Origin of the sequence: Solibacillus merdavium (assembly GCF_014836935.1) — a bacterium.
GTDB classification, from domain to species: Bacteria; Bacillota; Bacilli; order Bacillales_A; family Planococcaceae; genus Solibacillus; species Solibacillus ferritrahens.
Genome location: NZ_JACSPW010000001.1, coordinates 22962 through 40467 on the forward strand (window position 1 = coordinate 22962; position 17506 = coordinate 40467).

General features: G+C 35.8%; 12 protein-coding genes. 8 read left to right on the top strand and 4 right to left on the bottom strand.

The features are described from left to right. Window positions 1-206 precede the first annotated feature (206 nt). Both H9632_RS00060 and H9632_RS00065 read right to left on the bottom strand, forming a co-directional pair. Window positions 207-2228, bottom strand: coding sequence for an S-layer homology domain-containing protein (locus tag H9632_RS00060; RefSeq protein ID WP_191702093.1), 2022 nt, complete (start codon window positions 2226-2228; stop codon window positions 207-209). 296 nt (window positions 2229-2524) lie between these two features. Beyond that, window positions 2525-2791: a multidrug ABC transporter ATPase gene (locus H9632_RS00065; RefSeq protein ID WP_191702094.1), complete on the bottom strand. Its 267-nt coding sequence runs from the start codon at window positions 2789-2791 to the stop codon at window positions 2525-2527. Between the two features lie 333 nt (window positions 2792-3124). Here H9632_RS00065 and H9632_RS00070 point away from each other — a divergent pair, with 333 nt between their 5' ends. The 6 genes from H9632_RS00070 to H9632_RS00095 all read left to right on the top strand — a co-directional run bounded on the left by H9632_RS00070 (window position 3125) and on the right by H9632_RS00095 (window position 12293). Then, a complete protein-coding gene (locus H9632_RS00070) occupies window positions 3125-4615 on the top strand; it encodes an O-antigen ligase family protein (RefSeq protein WP_191702095.1) in 1491 nt (496 codons plus the stop codon). Window positions 4616-4825: 210 nt separating this feature from the next. Continuing rightward, the gene (locus tag H9632_RS00075) at window positions 4826-7096 is read left to right on the top strand and encodes an S-layer homology domain-containing protein (RefSeq protein ID WP_191702096.1); all 2271 of its coding nucleotides are present in this window, start codon (window positions 4826-4828) and stop codon (window positions 7094-7096) included. A 491-nt stretch (window positions 7097-7587) separates the two neighbouring features. Continuing rightward, on the top strand, window positions 7588-8733 hold the full coding sequence (locus tag H9632_RS00080) for a polysaccharide pyruvyl transferase family protein (RefSeq protein ID WP_191702097.1): 1146 nt from the start codon (window positions 7588-7590) through the stop codon (window positions 8731-8733). Next, window positions 8730-9818 (top strand): glycosyltransferase, encoded by a 1089-nt coding sequence (locus tag H9632_RS00085; RefSeq protein WP_191702098.1) that lies wholly within the window; start codon window positions 8730-8732, stop codon window positions 9816-9818. Before H9632_RS00080 ends, H9632_RS00085 begins: the two co-directional genes overlap by 4 nt. A gap of 31 nt (window positions 9819-9849) precedes the next feature. Then, complete coding sequence (murJ, locus tag H9632_RS00090; protein WP_191702099.1) at window positions 9850-11367, top strand: murein biosynthesis integral membrane protein MurJ; 1518 nt, start codon at window positions 9850-9852, stop codon at window positions 11365-11367. Window positions 11368-11696: 329 nt separating this feature from the next. Beyond that, complete coding sequence (locus H9632_RS00095) at window positions 11697-12293, top strand: TetR/AcrR family transcriptional regulator (RefSeq protein ID WP_191702100.1); 597 nt, start codon at window positions 11697-11699, stop codon at window positions 12291-12293. A 60-nt stretch (window positions 12294-12353) separates the two neighbouring features. On the opposite strand, the gene H9632_RS00100 is transcribed toward H9632_RS00095, so the two are convergent. Further along, window positions 12354-13721, bottom strand: a complete 1368-nt coding sequence (locus H9632_RS00100) for a S41 family peptidase (protein WP_191702101.1) — start codon at window positions 13719-13721, stop codon at window positions 12354-12356. A gap of 144 nt (window positions 13722-13865) precedes the next feature. Further along, window positions 13866-15182, bottom strand: a complete 1317-nt coding sequence (brnQ, locus tag H9632_RS00105) for a branched-chain amino acid transport system II carrier protein (RefSeq protein WP_191702102.1) — start codon at window positions 15180-15182, stop codon at window positions 13866-13868. A gap of 312 nt (window positions 15183-15494) precedes the next feature. On the opposite strand from brnQ, the gene H9632_RS00110 reads away from it, so the two are divergent. Together H9632_RS00110 and H9632_RS00115 are read left to right on the top strand one after the other, a co-directional pair. Beyond that, a complete protein-coding gene (locus H9632_RS00110) occupies window positions 15495-16457 on the top strand; it encodes a C40 family peptidase (RefSeq protein WP_191702103.1) in 963 nt (320 codons plus the stop codon). Window positions 16458-16774: 317 nt separating this feature from the next. After that, window positions 16775-17326: a C40 family peptidase gene (locus H9632_RS00115; protein ID WP_191702104.1), complete on the top strand. Its 552-nt coding sequence runs from the start codon at window positions 16775-16777 to the stop codon at window positions 17324-17326. Window positions 17327-17506 lie beyond the last annotated feature (180 nt).

A 17506-nucleotide genomic window follows, 5' to 3' on the forward strand; every position in this document is an offset into this window, starting at 1 on the left:
TTAAATTTGGAAAATGGACATTATAAAATGAAATTGGCGAATATCTACTTGAAAATGTCTAATATAGGATAGAAAGTAGATATTAAGTAAAGGTAAATGGCGATTATCTTTAAATTTTTGTCTATTAAAAGTCGTGAAGTGGCGAATATAATATTTATACAAAAAATCCAGTACCTCGATTAAAACCGAGGCACTGGATTTTTAAGTTAATTTCCTGGAATTAGCTGAACTAAATCGGCACGTACCCAACCATGTTTGGCAGGTGGGTTATTATCAGAAAGAATTTTGTACCATACATAGCCGTCTGAACCTGTTGTTTCTTCAACGATCACGACTGGGTAACCGAATACCCCGGTTTCACCTACATATTTTGCTTTATAAGTGAATTGAACTGGTGCGTTTGTTGTTGGCTCAGTACGGATATTTACTAAATGACCGTTTTCATATGATACAAACCCTAATTTAGCTTGTTTGTAATCCTTTTTACCGAATCGATTGTCCATACGATACATATGACCGGCAATTTTACTGCCCCAGAATGGATCGGATGCGTAGTGAACGTTCATACCTGACGTTTTATTGCCAGGTGCTGCTCCTTTTGCATAACCGCCTGATTGTGGTGCATAGTTTAAGTTCACATAGCGATTTATAAAGGCCAACACACTATCATCACGAGATGCATAAGTTTCGCCTAATGTAGGGTCAGTGTCAAAAACTTTTATACCGAAAATATTATTTTTTGATAAGGCATTTTTACTTACCCCGTAATCACCTTCGTGCATTGATGCCGCTAAAATAAATAATGCATTTACATTATACTGTGCTTCCACCTGCTTCAATAACTGGCCCATACCGATTAAACGAGATTCAATCGGTGCTTTAGCGTATTGAGGAGAAGTTGGAATCGCCTGACGCTCCAATAATAGTGTCATAATCATATTATCTAACTCTTCAGCAGTATAGTTGGAAGGCTGACGAATTGATTGGAATTGGAAGTAAGGATAATGTGTCCCTACTTTTTTCGTTAAGAATACATCAGAATAGAAGTTTACACCATCCTGGCTGTAATATTGCATGCCGCGTTGCATAAATGCTGGTGCTTCACTAATTACATAATCCCAATTATATTTTTGCAAAATATGATTGTACGTACGATGTGTTAAGTAACCGCCATCAACAAAATAGAAGTCTTGTCCCTTAATCAGACTTGTAGGTGTTAATGTTACTTCATCGATTTTCACATAGCCTTTTGTGTCGGCTAATTGAACGATTGCGTATTGATCATTACTGCCGATATACTTAAATTGCGAGCCCTCAACAGCATAGGATAAGGACTTTTTGAAATCTTTATCTGCATAAACTGTTGTCGTATTCGCTTTGGTATCAGCTGCAGAAGCAATACCTGCAGACATTTTAATAATTTTGTCGCCTTTTAATATAAGGTTTGAACCAGAAGTAGTTAATGCTGCTTCTGCTTGGTCATAGTTAAAGTAAACAGTAGAATTTTTGTCAATAACACCTTTTGAAATTTTACCTACATAATAAACATTCGGATTTGGAGCAGGTGGTGTTACAACAGGACCTGCATTACTGTCATCTTCTTTTACAGCAAAACTTTCAATAGTGCTATTCATCCGGAATAAAAACGCAGCGGCATGACCAATTGTCGCATTTCCTTGTGGGTCAAAAAATACACCATTTTTTGTATGTGATCCGCGGATAATGTTGTAATAAACATTTGTAGCTACTGCAGGTTTGAACTGGTCGCTTATTTTGTTATTGTCTTTAAATGTTAAAGGTTGTCCATCAAGCGGAACGTTAGAATAGCGAAGCGCTTTTTGTAAAAAGCCTGCCATATGCTGGCGCGTAATCTTTTCATTTGGACGGAATGTGCCATCAGGATAACCACTTAAAATATTTGCCCCCGCAGCAGCCTGAATATCAAGTGTAAGTCCATTGCCAGCTTTTAAATCTTTAAAAGTATATGTAGAAGAAGCTGGTAACTGAAGTGCACGCGTTATATATGAAGCGAATTCTCCACGAGTAACAGCGCGGTTCGGGTTATAGTTACCTTTACTGTCAGGTTGTATAACACCTAGATTTGACCAATATGTTAATTCATTCACCATTTGGTGGCCTTTAATATCATTTGCATGAGATGTTGACTGTGTTGTAAAAGACAAAGCTACGACAAAAGCGAGTGCTAGTCCAATTATTTTTTTAAACACATATTCACGCTCCTTTCCCTATTTGGTTATTTTAACAATTTATGAGAGTGAATAATAGATAAATAGTAATTCTTTATTCGTTTGTAATATAATTGTAATTAAATTGTTTAATGGTGTGTGATAGAGAAAAATGAAGTAGATTTAACAAATATGAAACTAAAAGCTAAATCTACTTAGTAAATGAAGGGAATCGAGCTTAACAATAAAAGGCGCGTAGAAGTAAATGGGAGACATGGAGACAAAGTGTGGAGGATACGATTCATATGAAAGGTGACTTACATATGAAAGATGAATCTTTAAATATTTAAAGCCTTGGAAATTTTTTTCACTTCTTTAGTTAAATAATTTAGCTGTTCTTGAATGCTTTTTATCTCGACGTTATTGTTCGTATTATTAATTGTCAGTTGCTGCGCTTCTTGTATAGCCAGTGCAGTCGCAAACGTAGAAATCCCTTCAGAAAGCGTAGCTAATAAACCTGCTATAACCTCAAGTGAAGCTGCCTGAAGGACTGGTGAGTTCTCCGGTATTGCTTCATTATTTTTTTTGCGGTTATTGTTTTGCATTGCTATGACCTCCAAACTATTGTTATTTACATCTTATGGATATAATTAGCAAATATGAATATAGCTATAAAAATCGGTAGGTACTCCAGTCAAAGAATAGTTGGTGGGCAAGCTCTAAATGGTGGCGTCCTTCGTAAAAAGACCCAATATATTAGGCGCTTCTATTAAACTTCAATCATTTTTTAAATCGGCATTCCTATAATATTAATATGTGTTTTGTACGAACATTGTATTATAATTGTAACCATATTATACTTAAGTTCGTCTTAATCCACATGAGCAAAACTCATCTAAAATAGTGAACTACATAATAAGAAAGGGTTTGGGACATCTATGAAGGACATTTCTGTCAAAATGAATAAAAATGAGTGGCTCGAAATCTTGGGAGCAATGATAGTACTCTGTGCGGCGACACTGCTGCCACCAGCTATAGCACAAATCAGTACTGCTGTATTTTTTGTGTTGTTTGCATTTTTCAAGCCATTTCAAAGTTTAGTGATCTTAGTACCGTACGTTATTTTCCGTACACTTTTTATTGAACTAAACCCTGGACTTAAACTAATAGGAGATTTAATAACAATCGTAGTATTATTGCGAATGTTCCTGCTGAATACAAAGAAATTTAAAACATGGTTTCACTTTAAGCCATTTGAATATTTCTTTTTTGCCTTTTTAATTTTTGGGGCGGTTATCGGTTATAAAAACGGTGTATCACTTGGAGCGATTGTGTTCCAATTACGTACATTTGGCGTAATGTATCTATTGTATTATATTATTAGCCGCAGTGAGTTGCCGAAAAATTTCCTTGTGAAACTTGCATGGGTTACTGTATTTTCAGGTGCGATTATTTTTGTACAAGGTATTGTTGAAAAATTATCAATGCGCCAATTATTAATGCCGGAAGATTGGACACAAAAGATACTTTCATCTACTAACTTTGTGCGGATTTATGGAATGCTTAACAATCCAAACTCATTGGCTTTAGTAATGTTCTTTGCAATCAGCGCAGTATTTTTCCTGCGTTGGGTATATAAAGATACTGAATTTAAATGGAGTCTTCGTATCGCGCAAGTGGCCTTCTTTGGTATGTTATTACTGACATTATCCCGCGGTACTTGGATCGCAGCATTCGTATTCGTCATTTTCTTTATGATAATTGCACGAAATTGGCAGTTGCTGAAAAAAATTGGTGTCACGTTGATTGTATCCATTGTATTAATCTATTTACCAGTCAACTGGGGAGTAACATTATTACAGAATTTTGGTGTGGAAAGCTCAGTAGCACCAGACGACCTTACAGGTGGTATTAGTAACCGATTCACTGAAACATTTTCAGATGATACACTGGAATTAATGCAGGAAAGCGGCCGAATGTTCTATATTAAAAAGGGCATTGAAGTATTAAAAGATTATCCTATTACGGGTGCTGGCTTTGGTACATTTGGTGGCTCTGCAACGTTATCGTATGATTCACCAATTTATGAGGAGTACGGAATTCGTTCTGATATTTATGGCGGGAAGAACTTCTACTCAGATAACCAATATATCCAAGTTATTGCAGAAACAGGCGCTGTAGGTGTTCTTTTATTTGCAGGCTTCCTGCTTGCAATGGTGTGGATGTACTGGAAGGAACGTAAAACAGTATTCGGCCAATATTTATTTGGACTATGGTTTGCAACAGGCGTTGCCGGATTCTTCTATAATATTTGGGAGTTAAAAGTATATGTACTCTTTTACTTTATCCTATTCGGCATATTTGCAAGTACACGTACGATGTATCCGATGCTTAAACTCAGTGATTATGAAAAACAAAAAGCAGAATGATATGATAGAACTACCTTTTGTAAGGTAGTTCTTTTTTTATGAATTTCTACTATTTTTTCTTAAATCATGTATTTTTATGTTGAAAAGGAACATTTTTTGTAAATTGTAACAAAAGATTAATAGTTTCTTTGGCGAAAATTTGTTATGGTAAGATATAGGTTATAAAGAGAGGAAGGTGACTTGCTTCAAATTACACAGGAAGCGCATACTATGAAAACAAAAAAAACCCTAATTTTGGCAATGATGATGGTGTTTGCATTAATTTTCAGTACACCACAATTTGCTAGTGCAGCACAATCGACAAATGACACATATCCGCTATCACCAGGGGTAAAATATTCAAACTACACGCATAAAGGATCAAAAACAAATATAGTAAATCATCTAGAAGTAGATTTAGCTGATTCTTTTACTAAAATAAGTTTAGGTTTACCAACTCCTGTTAATACGTTAATGACGACAACGCAACATGCGAATAGTCATACAAAGGAAGGGAACCGGGTAGTTGGGGCAATCAATTCTAATTTCTATAATATGGGTGATGGCTATCCGTTATATTTAATTTCTCAATATAACACAATCGTAACACCAAGCGTTATATCAAGCTCAAGTTCAAATTATGTAAGTCAACCAATTGCTTTTGGAATTACGAAGGATGGTAATGGTGAAATTGCATATTACAACAGCAAAATTAACGTTACATACAATGGTGAGACAAACGAAGTAAATGGGTTAAACGTTAAGCGCGGAGATAATGAAGCAGTTATTTATACACCACAAAACCATAGTTCAATGACGCCAAATGGTGGAAAAGGTATGGAATTTATTGTGGAGACAGGCAATACAATTGGTTCAACGAAATTCGGCCAAACGTTAACTGGGAAAGTTACAGCAATTCGTGGTTATGATGATGAAGCGAAGGCAAAAATTCCACGTAACGGTTTTGTACTTTCATTTAATGGCTCGACTTGGGGTGATAAGTACAGAGGTATTAAGATTGGTGATGAAATTTCGGTAAATTTCTCAATTGATAACCGCTGGATGGATGCACAGTTTATGATGGCGAGCGGCCCATTACTTGTACTGGATGGCAAGAAGAATGTATCTATGAACGAATCGAGTTCACGTGCAAGAGAGACTGCACCACGTACTGCAATTGCAATTAGTAAAGATAAAAAGAAAGTACATTTAATTACAGTTGATGGTCGTATCAATTCAAGTGCAGGGATGACCTTAACTCAGTTTGCAGATTATTTAGTAAGCCTTGGTGTGGATCGTGCAATCAATTTAGATGGCGGCGGTTCAACGACGATGGGTATACGGAAATATGGAAGTAATACGGTCGTATTAGCGAATACACCGTCTGGGGGCACACAACGTCGCGTCTCAGCAATTATTGAAGCGATTAGTACAGCACCAACAACAAATGCACCAAAACATATTCAAGTAACTCGTGATAAAGTTGGTACATTATTAGTAGGTGCAACAGTAAAACTTACACCAAATTATGTGTTGGATGAGTATTACAATCCACTGCCTATGAATGCAAGTGATTTTACTATAACGTCGCAAAATAACACAGTTTCAGTTAATGGGTTAAGCTATACAGCCGTTTCACCTGGTTCTGAACGTTTAACTGTGACGAATCAAGGTGCCGCACAATCAATTAGCTTCAATGTAGTTGATGCACCAGCTGGACTTACTATTTCAGGAGTATCAGGATCGGTTGAACCAAATGCATCGATTCAATTAAAAGCAAATATTACGGGTGCAAATAATGAACCGTTAATCTATAATGATTCGCAAATTCAATGGTCAATAGATGGAGATATTGGTTCGGTATTTAGTTCGGGCGTATTCAAATCAAATGGTAAAGAAGGTACTGCCCGTGTAACGGCAACATTAGGAACGAAATCAGTTTCTAAAGAAATCGTTGTAAAGGCAGCAGAAAAAGCATTGTTCAAAGATATTTCCGTGAACAATCGATATAAAACTGAAATAAATTATTTAGTTGAAAATAAATTAATCAGTGGTTATCCGGACGGTACTTTTAAGCCGGAATTAGCGTTAAATCGTGGTCAAGCAGCTGTATTATTAACACGTGCATTAGGCTTATCAACAAAAGATGTTGCTAACCCTGGATTTAGTGATTTATCAACTAACAACACATATTATGGTGCAGTTGCTGCCATTGTCCAAGCAGGCATTATGAGTGGTACAGGTAATGGTAAGTTCGAGCCAGGTAAACCATTGACTCGTGCACAAATGTCAAAAATTCTTGTTGAAGCATATGGTTTAACAGGAACAACTGCTGCGAAATTTAAAGATGTAAGCACAAAGCATTGGGCGTATGATTATATTCATACTTTAGCGGCAAACGAAATTACAACAGGTTATGAAGACAATACATTCAAACCAGGTGTAGAAGTATCACGTATGCACTTCAGTTTATTCTTATATCGCACAATCACACAGCAATAAATTTGAGAACCTTTGTAAAGCTGCAGCGAGGAATCGCAGCTTTTACAAAGGTTTTTTTTTTGTGGGGAAACGGAGGACGGTGGGGAGAGAGATGGACTATTGATATGAGCTTAAAGCGAAGAAGGTAGGACGGGGATGTATATAAAAATAAGAGAAGCGAATATTGTCTATAATTGCAATTTATAGTAAAAATATATTTCCTGCAAATAGGGTTATATAGACAATTTACTAAGAAAAAACGACTGAAATCACCAAGTCGCAACCAATACTCATCACAAACCGTCAATTAAACGAAAAAACACATTTTTTTGTATTGAAAAAAGTAATCTCACTTTCGGGAATATCGTTTCAAACGAACATTATGCTATACTTGATATATAAATTATTAAGTGGAAGGGGGTTCCTAAGTGAGTTTTGCACCCCCTTTTTTCAAATGAAAATGAAATAAACCAGGCATACATAAATGCTTGATTCAAAGGATGATTGTATAGATGAAAATTGGAATTGTCGGAAATTACGGAAATGATAACAATGGTGATGAGGCGATTTTATTAAGTATAATTCGCCAACTGCAAAAGGTATTTCAAATAGATACACAAAATATAACGGTGTTTAGTAATAATCCGAAACAAACAGCAGAACGTTATAGTGTACAAAGCGCTCCTTTATATTACAAAAATGGAAATGCAGTAAAAACGTTTGCTAAAACATATAAAGAGAATTCTAAAGTGGTGAAAAACCTTGATTTCGTTGTCATCGGCGGCGGGGGGATTTTAATGGATCTTTATAAACGTGAAGCCCCATTATACGGCTCATATGCGATGATGGCCCATAATAACAATGTACCTTATGTCGTATACGGCTGCGGAGCGGGTCCACTTAATACAGGGTTAGGGAAATGGTTCATACGCTACATGGCAAAGCATGCACAAAATATTTCTGTGCGCGATCCGCAATCCCAAGCTCTTTTAAAATCCATCGGGGTAAAACGAGATGTACCTGTAATTGGGGATCCGGCATTTAGTTTAGAAGTAGAACGTTCAAATTATAGTGAAAAACCAAAATCAGTAGGTGTGACAGCGGTACCTTATTATAATGCTTCGTACTGGCCAACAGGTGATGAAACAAAGTATGAGAATTATATAGACGGTATGGCAAAAAATTTAGACCGTTTAATTGAAGAACAGCAAGTTGAAGTTACGTTTTTTGCTACGAAATATCCACAAGATGCTGACGTAACAAAAGATATTCAGGCGAAAATGAAGCATGCACAAAACACAAAGATCATTGATGAAAATTTACCGCCCCAACGTATTTTGGACCTTACAGCTACATTCGATGTGTTAATTGGCACAAGATTGCACTCACTGATTTTAGCAACAGATGCAAAAACGCCGATTATTGGTGTGTCTTATCATGTAAAAGTAAATGACTTTTTACAAATGGCAGGGTTAGGGAATTATTCTTTACCTATTGAAGAACTTCATAAATCAGACGAAAAATTTGCAATGCTTTTTAACGACATGGCTGTAGATTGGAACGGTGCACAAAAATTAGCCGCTCGTACAAATGCGTCATTTAAAGAAAAATCAGCATTAGGAGAGCAGCTTTTAAAAGAAGGTGCTAAAAGATCATGAAAAAAGTTTTAGTCATTAGCAATATGTATCCATCAAAGGAGCATTTAGCTTACGGCATTTTTGTGAAAAATCAGGTTGAGCAACTTGAACAAGAAGGTATTGAAACATTACTTGCTGTTAATACGAATCCTGCTACAGGAAAGAAAACTGTGCTGCTGAAATATTTGAATTGGGCGCAAAACTTTATGCGTATTTTCCGTGCAAATAAGAGAAATATTTCGCTCACACATAGTCACTATGTCTTTCCGAGCGGATTGTTCAGCTATTATTTAAAAAAGCGCTACAATATTCCTTATATCGTAACTGCTCATGGTGGAGATATTAATAAAATGGCCAAAAAGAGTGGCCAAATTCGCCAATTTACAGAGAAAATTCTGCAAAGGGCAGACCATGTTATTGCTGTAGGGGAAGAGCTTGCGACGACAATTGAAACGAATTTCCATGTTCCAAACGATAAAATTTCTGTGATGAGCATGGGTATTGATCGTACAGTTTTTAAAGAAGCAGATAACAAACAACACTGCGCTGTTGAGCTCGGAATGGACCCGAAAAAGACAAATTTTTTATTTGTCGGCAATATTATTCGTGAAAAAGGTGTTACAGAGCTCGTACAAGCCTTCAATAAAGTTTCTGAAAGCATACCTGGTCAATCTGCACTTTACTGTGTAGGATCAACAAAGGATACGAATTTTACAAGTAAAGTGAAGGAACTTGCAAAAGGTAATGTAGACATTCATTTTATTGAGCCAATGCCACAGACAGAATTAGCCCACTATTTCCAAGCAGCGGACGTTTTTGTACTTCCTTCTTATATCGAGGGGCTTGGTTTAGTAGCGCTGGAGGCGATGAGCTGCGGGACACCGGTAATTGCATCTGATGTCGGAGGATTGCATTACATGTTGGCAGATGGTGCCGGTGTATTAGTTCCGCCGAAAGACGAGATTCTGCTACAGCTTGCACTTGAAAATGCAGTGAAAGAAGGCATTCAAGTAAATGATTCGCGTGTGAACGAGTTGCTTGAACTTCATGATGCGAAAAATATAATTGCTCGTTTAAAAAAGATTTACTCAAAATATGCAAATTAATGTAACTGTAATTAAAGGATTGTGATAAGCGTTGAATGGAATTTTAAAAATTATAGGGGCAGTAGCTGTTATTAATATACTTGCCAGATTAGTCGGCTTTGCCCGGGAGACATATATCGCTACCTACTTCGGAACAACGGTATATTCGGATAGTATTATTAATGCTTATACAATCCCAAATTTTTTGTATTTAGTAATTGGCGGGGCGTTTACGACGGCGTTTATATCGGTTTACCATAAAACTACGTCGAGCATTACGGAATATATTCGACGTACGTTTACAACGATACTCATAACGATTACGCTTGTTGTCATCTTGTTTATAGTTTTGGCCGATCCAATATTAATGCAGTTTTTCCATGTGAAGGACAAAGCGGAATATGAAATATTACGCTCTCTTTACTTTTGGATGATGCCATCGACAATTATGCTCGTGTTATCAACTTGGATGAGCGGTATTTTAAATGTACAGGGCCGCTACCATTTGTCGGCATTTTCAGTACTTATTTATAATGGTGCATTTTTAATCGTATCGGTTGTATTGTCTATTATGATGGGACCAATTGGAATGGGAATTGGGGCATTGGTTGGTGCCGTTTGTATGTTCTTGTTCTTAGTATACGGTGTACGCAATGTGAAGGAAATGTCATTTAAACCGAGTATAAAAGGCGCAGAAGACCAAAAAATGCTATGGAAAATAGCATTACCAATTTTACTTGGTGGTGCTACGGCACAGCTTTATATACTAATTCAGAGTTTCTTTTCAGCGATGCTTGAAGAGGGGGTTCGGTCAGCAATGAACTATGCGACCAAAATGTCACAGTTCCCACAAGCAATTTTAATGACTGCCGTAACGACGGTAATTTTTCCGCTGCTCAGCAGAAAAGAGGGAGAAGGGGATACAGAGTCTGTAAAAGCACTTTACGTGCGTGGTATGCGGTTATTATACATACTCGTTTTACCGGTTTCCGTGTTCTTCTATTTCCAGGCAGAGGCAATTATACGGATAATATTTGAATATAACAAATTTGGTGCTGAATCAACAGCGATTACAGCACCGTTACTGCAAGTATTTAGTACGACAATGTTCTTCCTTGCTGCGAACACGTATATTACACGTTTCTATTATGCAAAGGGGAATTCTGTACTACCGATGATTTTTAGTATTTTAACGGTCTTCGGTGTGAATATCGCTGTTGTATTAGCGACAATTGATGTTTTAGGTGCAAATGCGGTAGCACTAGGTACATTAGTTAGTGCGATTGTGAACTTCCTTTTACTTATAATCGTTTTACATAGTAAGTATCAATTAAAGCTTGTAAACAAGAATATTGGACAGTTCATAAAACTTGCAGCAATTGGATTATTGTTTATTGTAGTTAACTGGGCGATTGCAGAATGGATTGTTCTGGATCAAAAGTGGATGCATATAATACTCACATTTGTAATTGCTTCAATTAGTTACTTCATAATACTTTTTGTCTTTAAAATACAGGAGCTTCAGCAAATTGTAGGTAAAGTATCAGGGAAAATTTCCAGGAAAAAATAGAAAAATGCGTATCCGAAACAGGATGCGCTTTTTTGAGGTATATGCCATGTTGAGGGGTGTAAACAACAAACTTTATCCTAATATGTATAAGCCAATTCACTGCTGTTTTAAAAAAAGCTATATTTGGTTTTGAAGGATAATATAAGGATAGCCTACAAGGAAAATATTTAAAAGTAATGTTAATAGACTGCATAATATGCAATGATATCTTATATTTATGACAGATACCTTTATTTTAAGAAATATTTAATATATAATTGTATTTGGAATAATTGGAATTAATTATATGATGTACTAATCATCTAAAATAGAGATAAGGGTGGAGAGGTATGGCAAGAGGACGTCGTGTAAATTCAAGCGGTGAAAAAAGCAAAAAACTATTACTGGAAAAGGCAATTGAATTATTTTCTACATACGGTTATCATCAAACAAAAATTAGTGACATAGTAAAAGCAGCAAATTTAACACAGCCTACATTTTATTTATATTTCCAAAGCAAAGAAACATTATTTAATGATTTAAATGAACAGTTTCAAAATGAATTAGTTGAACTATTTTCCAACTCAACAAATGAAGCAACTAATGAAAACTATGCAACAGAAATTATTAAAAATAATTTAAAAAACATGTTTGATTATTTTATGAAAAATCCTAATTTAACAAAAATAGGATTTTTTGATGCAGAACATTCAATGGCTGTTAAGCAAATGCTTGTTTCGAAATTGGAAAATGTCATTAATCATAGTTTAAACGAGTATCCGGTAGTGAAACGTGTTAATGCGACGGTTCTTGCAGAAAGCTTGGTCGGATCGATGGAACGTTTAACACTAACAAACTTATTAACAAATAAATCAAATCCTGAGCAACTAGCCCAAGATATTAGTATGATTTATTTTGCAAATGAGAAAAGCTTAGTTCACCAATAATTAAATTAGAGACGATTCGCAACTACATACGAATCGTCTCTTTTCTTTTATTAGGCTTCATTATTTTGTTGTAACGTGCAAATAGATACCTTTTTTTAATTTATTGCCTTTTTCTCCTTTAACTTTTGGATGGATAATTAAGGCATACTCTTTTCCGGATGTTAACTCATTTTTAGGTGTGACTAGAAGCTGTCGACCGGACACCTTAAAGGATGTTTCAACAATATTTCCACCAAGTTCGACTAATTCTATTGAAGCCGTATCAATTGTTTTTGCAAGATTGTTGGAAAAGTTGATTTTAAATGTTTTATCTAATGATATATTTTTTAAGGCTGAGATTTCTTTATAATTGCTTAAGTTTGATGCAATTGTATCGTAATGTGCTTTGAAAAGTGGATTACTCACAGTGTTAATATGCGGTTTTACCCCAACTTCATTAATTTTCGTACCATTTGGACCGTAGAAATGGCCAACCGTTAATTTTAGGAAGCTTCCATCTTCAAGCTCATAAAAGGCCTGCATCGAGCCCTTTCCGTATGTTGCTTGCCCGTATAATATGGCGGATTTTTGATCTGATAGTGCTGCTGCTGTCATTTCAGAGGAGCTGGCACTAAATTTATTTATGAGTAATTTCGTATCGACAGGAAATGTACTGGACTGTTTAATAGCGCGAACATTGGAAGTTCCAGTAGCTTCAGTAATTTTGTATGCATAAATTGCATTTGGGAACATGCCAATGAGCTGCTCTGCTGCGGTTACATAACCCCCACCATTATTTTGTAAATCAAATATAAATGATTTGGCCCCTTTATTTTTCAAATCGCGAATCGCCTTTGATACTAGGCTGGCCGTGTCATTGGAAAACGAGTTTAAAGAAATATAGCCGGTATTACCATATAAAATTTTAGTCTCTACATTCGGCATTGAAAAGGCTTTTCGTGTTAAATCCTTTTTTATAATCGTACCATCTTCACGTGAAATCGTTAAGGAGACTGTAGTATTTTCCGCTCCTTTAATACGGGAAGAGGCTTGATCGATTGTAAGGGGGGGAGTTGATACGCCATCGACTTCAGTAATAATGTCGCCTGCTTTTAAGCCAGCACTTTTCGCACTGCCTCCCTCAATAACCTCTGTAATTAGAATACCTTTTTCCACTTTTTCAATGACTACGCCTATTCCGACTGAAGTAAGCTCAACGCCATTAATGAATTCTTCAAATTCTTCTACGGTAAAATAAGTTGAATATGGATCCAGCATATTCATTAATTGCTCGACACTTGTTGCGCGGTTTATATCGCCATTAATAGTGCCAACATAATTTTCCTTCACGATTTGCTTTGCTTCGTCTAATGGCGCAGCGAGCACGGTAAATGGAATTGTTAAGCACAGGATGAAAAATAGTAGTGCTGACAAATGCTTTTTGATCATGAGTCCACCTCATTATTTTTATTTTCTGGAATTATGGGAAGCGAATAACTTCCATATTATTGTATTTCTATTATACGCCATAGTTAAAGAGGGTACATTAAAAGTTTTCACTTTTAATGTACCCTCTTCATCGTCAAACACTTATTATCGTTTTACTAAGTACAGAATGTAGCCGATGATACCGCCGACCAATGCTGGGACAACCCATGCGATACCTTGATCGTATAATGGGAATATTGATAGGAATTTATCATAGGCTTCAATTTCAAAACCAGCTTGTTTTATGCCATCATAAATCGCAACAATTCCTGTAAATATTAATGCCATGCCATAAACGCTCGGTGCATGGTTAAATAAGTTACCGAATAGTGCGAATAACATAAGCACAATGGCAAACGGATAAATCGCTACTAATACTGGTAATGATAAGTTAATTAAATCTTCTAGTCCAAAGTTTGAAACACCGAAACTGAAAACCGCAAAAATAACTAAATACACTTGATAAGAAACTTTAGGGAAAATTTTATGGAAAAAAGTCGCATTTGCTGATAACAAACCTACTGAAGTTGTTAAACATGCTAAAATTATGACTGCCGATAAAATAATATTACCTGCTTGGCCGTAAAGTTGTTCCGCAGCTAACGAGATAATAGTTCCGCCATCCTTATGGAAGCCGATAGCCGAAGTGCTTGTTACTCCGATATAACCTAATGATACGTACACAAATGCTAAACCAAGTGCAGCGACAATGCCTGCAAAGATAGTGATTTTAATTTGTTGTGCTTTTTCTGTTACGCCTCGAGCTACTAAAGATTGAATGATTACAATACCAAATACTAATGATGCAAGTACATCCATTGTTAAATAGCCTTGTATGAATGATTCACCGAAAGCATTATTTATGTATGCTCCTTGTGATTCACCAATCTCACCCATTGGAGTAATGACTGCTTTAATCGCAAGTAAACAAATAACGATTAAAAGAGCCGGTGTTAAAATTTTTCCTACACGATCGACTAACTTTGTCGGATTGTATGCTAAGTAGAATGTTAATCCGAAAAATAAGAGGGTTGTGATAAATAATGGGACCCAGCTTTCTTGCATTGTATTAGATAAAAACGGTGCAACGCCGATTGAATATGATACTGCACCTGTTCGAGGTATCGCAAAGAATGGTCCAATAGATAAATAAATAATAGAAGTAAAGATAATTCCGAAATATGGATTAATACGCCCTGCTAATACTTCCAAATCGCCGCCGTTTTTAGCGACAGCAATTATTCCCAAAAGAGGCAATCCTACTCCTGTTATTAAAAACCCAATCATGGAGATTAGTATATTTTCCCCAGCCATTTGGCCTAACTGTGGCGGGAATATGATATTACCTGCACCTAGAAACAGCGCAAATAACATAAAACCTACCGCGATATTCTCGCGGAAAAAACCTGACTTGTTACTCATGTTGACTGAACTCCTTTTAATTTGAAAATACAAAACTTTCTAAAAATTTAAATCTTTTCACAGAAATTAATTCTATCATAAAAATAGTAAAAAACAAGTACATCAAGCAAGGTAAAATTACCCTATACTTTAATTTCCGCAATTTGGACAAAATTCAATTAACACTAAATAGGTAATGAAGTATAATAATATTCATAATCTGTTAATATTTTAACTGACATTCTATCTATTGGCATGTTGTTTCATCTATTGAAAATTAAGTAAAATAGAATTAAATAATAATGGATTCATAGAGAAGGAGGAGTTTTCCAAATGAATATTAAATGGAAGGTAATGCTAACGGGAATAGTATTTTCAACTGCTGTACTAGTAGCACCAACTGTAGAAGCCGCACCTTCTTATTCGGTAAAAAAGGGCGATACTTTAACAAAAATTGCGAAGGCTCACAATACAACGATAAACCATTTGAAACAATGGAATAAACTATCTGAAGACCGGATTTACATAGCGCAAAAACTAGTAGTGACTCCTATTAAGAATACAGTTACAACATCGGGCACTAGTAAAGTTACGGCAATTTCTGTTGTAGAAGAGAAAGTGGAAGTGCCGCAAAAATCATTCCACACCGTAGTTAAAGGTGATAACTTAACAAAAATTGCTAAAAAATATAATATTTCCGTTGGCAACTTAAAGCAGTGGAATCAGCTTAATTCCGATGCTATTAAAGTAGGGCAAAAGCTTGCAATAGAGGTGGCAGCCAATAAAGATTTAGCTGTGGAAGCACCTACTGCCACTAACGTAGAAGCTGTAATTAACTTCAAACAAACGGCAGATGAAGCAATTGAGAAACAATTAAGCAGAGAAGTTGCCTTACCTAGTACTGTTTCGCATCATACAGAAGCTTTATATACACAGGCCATTGCTATTGCAAATGGAACATTAGGTACACCGTATAAATATGGTGGGACAACTATTGAAGGTTTTGACTGCAGTGGCTTCGTAAACTTTGTATTCAATTCTGTTGGTATTCCAATGGATCGAAAAAGTAGTCTCATGTATTTCGAGCAGGATACAAGTAAAGTAGTGCAACCCGTTCCAGGAGATTTAGTATTCTTCAAAAATACCTTTATACCGACTATTTCTCATATGGGGATTTATCTGGGGAATGACGAATTTATACATGCGGGTTCTAAAGGGATTACGATTTCAAATATAAATGAAAAGTACTGGTCAGAACGCTTTGTTGCTTATAAACGACTAAATAATTTAAAATAATTTAGAAAAAGAACTAATAAAAACACGCAGTATGTCGTTTACTAGTTCTTTTTCTATTACAAAACAGAAGCTCTATGTTACAAATATTACGATACACAGGTTAATTACGGCTAATTATTACAATTAATTGCATTTATTTTCAGGTATATAGTTCCAAACCTCTATTATAAATAGGTTTTTATTACGAGTTTAAAGAATAGTGAAATAGGGTAAATGTAACCTTATTGTTACATAACTGTAATGTTATATTCTGTAATATCGTGTTAACCTAATATCAATTAAGTTTTCAGAAAATTAATTGATGTTGGGGGAACACGATGGATTACTTTAAATTAATACGCAATTCGGTACTAACTTTGGCAGCAGCCTTCGTCATTTTCTTCACACCATTGAATGAAAACGAAGCTTCTGCGGAAACGGCATACTCTGTTGAAGAGTTAAAAGAAATCTCTTCCAAGTATTTAGGGGTACGCTATTCATATGGCGGTACGTCAGCTAAAGGTTTTGATTGTTCAGGCTATGTTCGTCACGTATTTAAAGAACTTGGTATTACTTCCCTAGAACGTACATCTTCAGATATGTATAATCAAGGATCTTCAGTAAAGAAAAGTGAACTGGAGCCTGGGGATTTGGTGTTTTTCAACACATCTGGAAAACGTATTTCTCATGTAGGGATTTACATTGGTTCAGGTAAATTCATCCATGCATCGACAAGCAAGGGTGTTATTAAAACAAGCATAAATGACAAATATTACTGGGGTAACAAATATGTAGGCGCAAAACGCGTTGCTAACTTCGCTACAGCAGATGCAATCGCAGCAGCTGCAGAAGATGATTCAGACGTTGATAACACTCCAGAAGCAGAATAATACATAGCTTATACACACTACATACTGCATATAAAATCTCTCACTCTTTTAACAGGGTGGGAGATTTTTTAATAGGAATTTTAAATCTACTTTTATGAGGCGATGTTCTACATTAGGAACTATCCTTCTACATTACAGACAATAGCTTCAACATCCAGTAAAAAAGTTTCTACATAATAA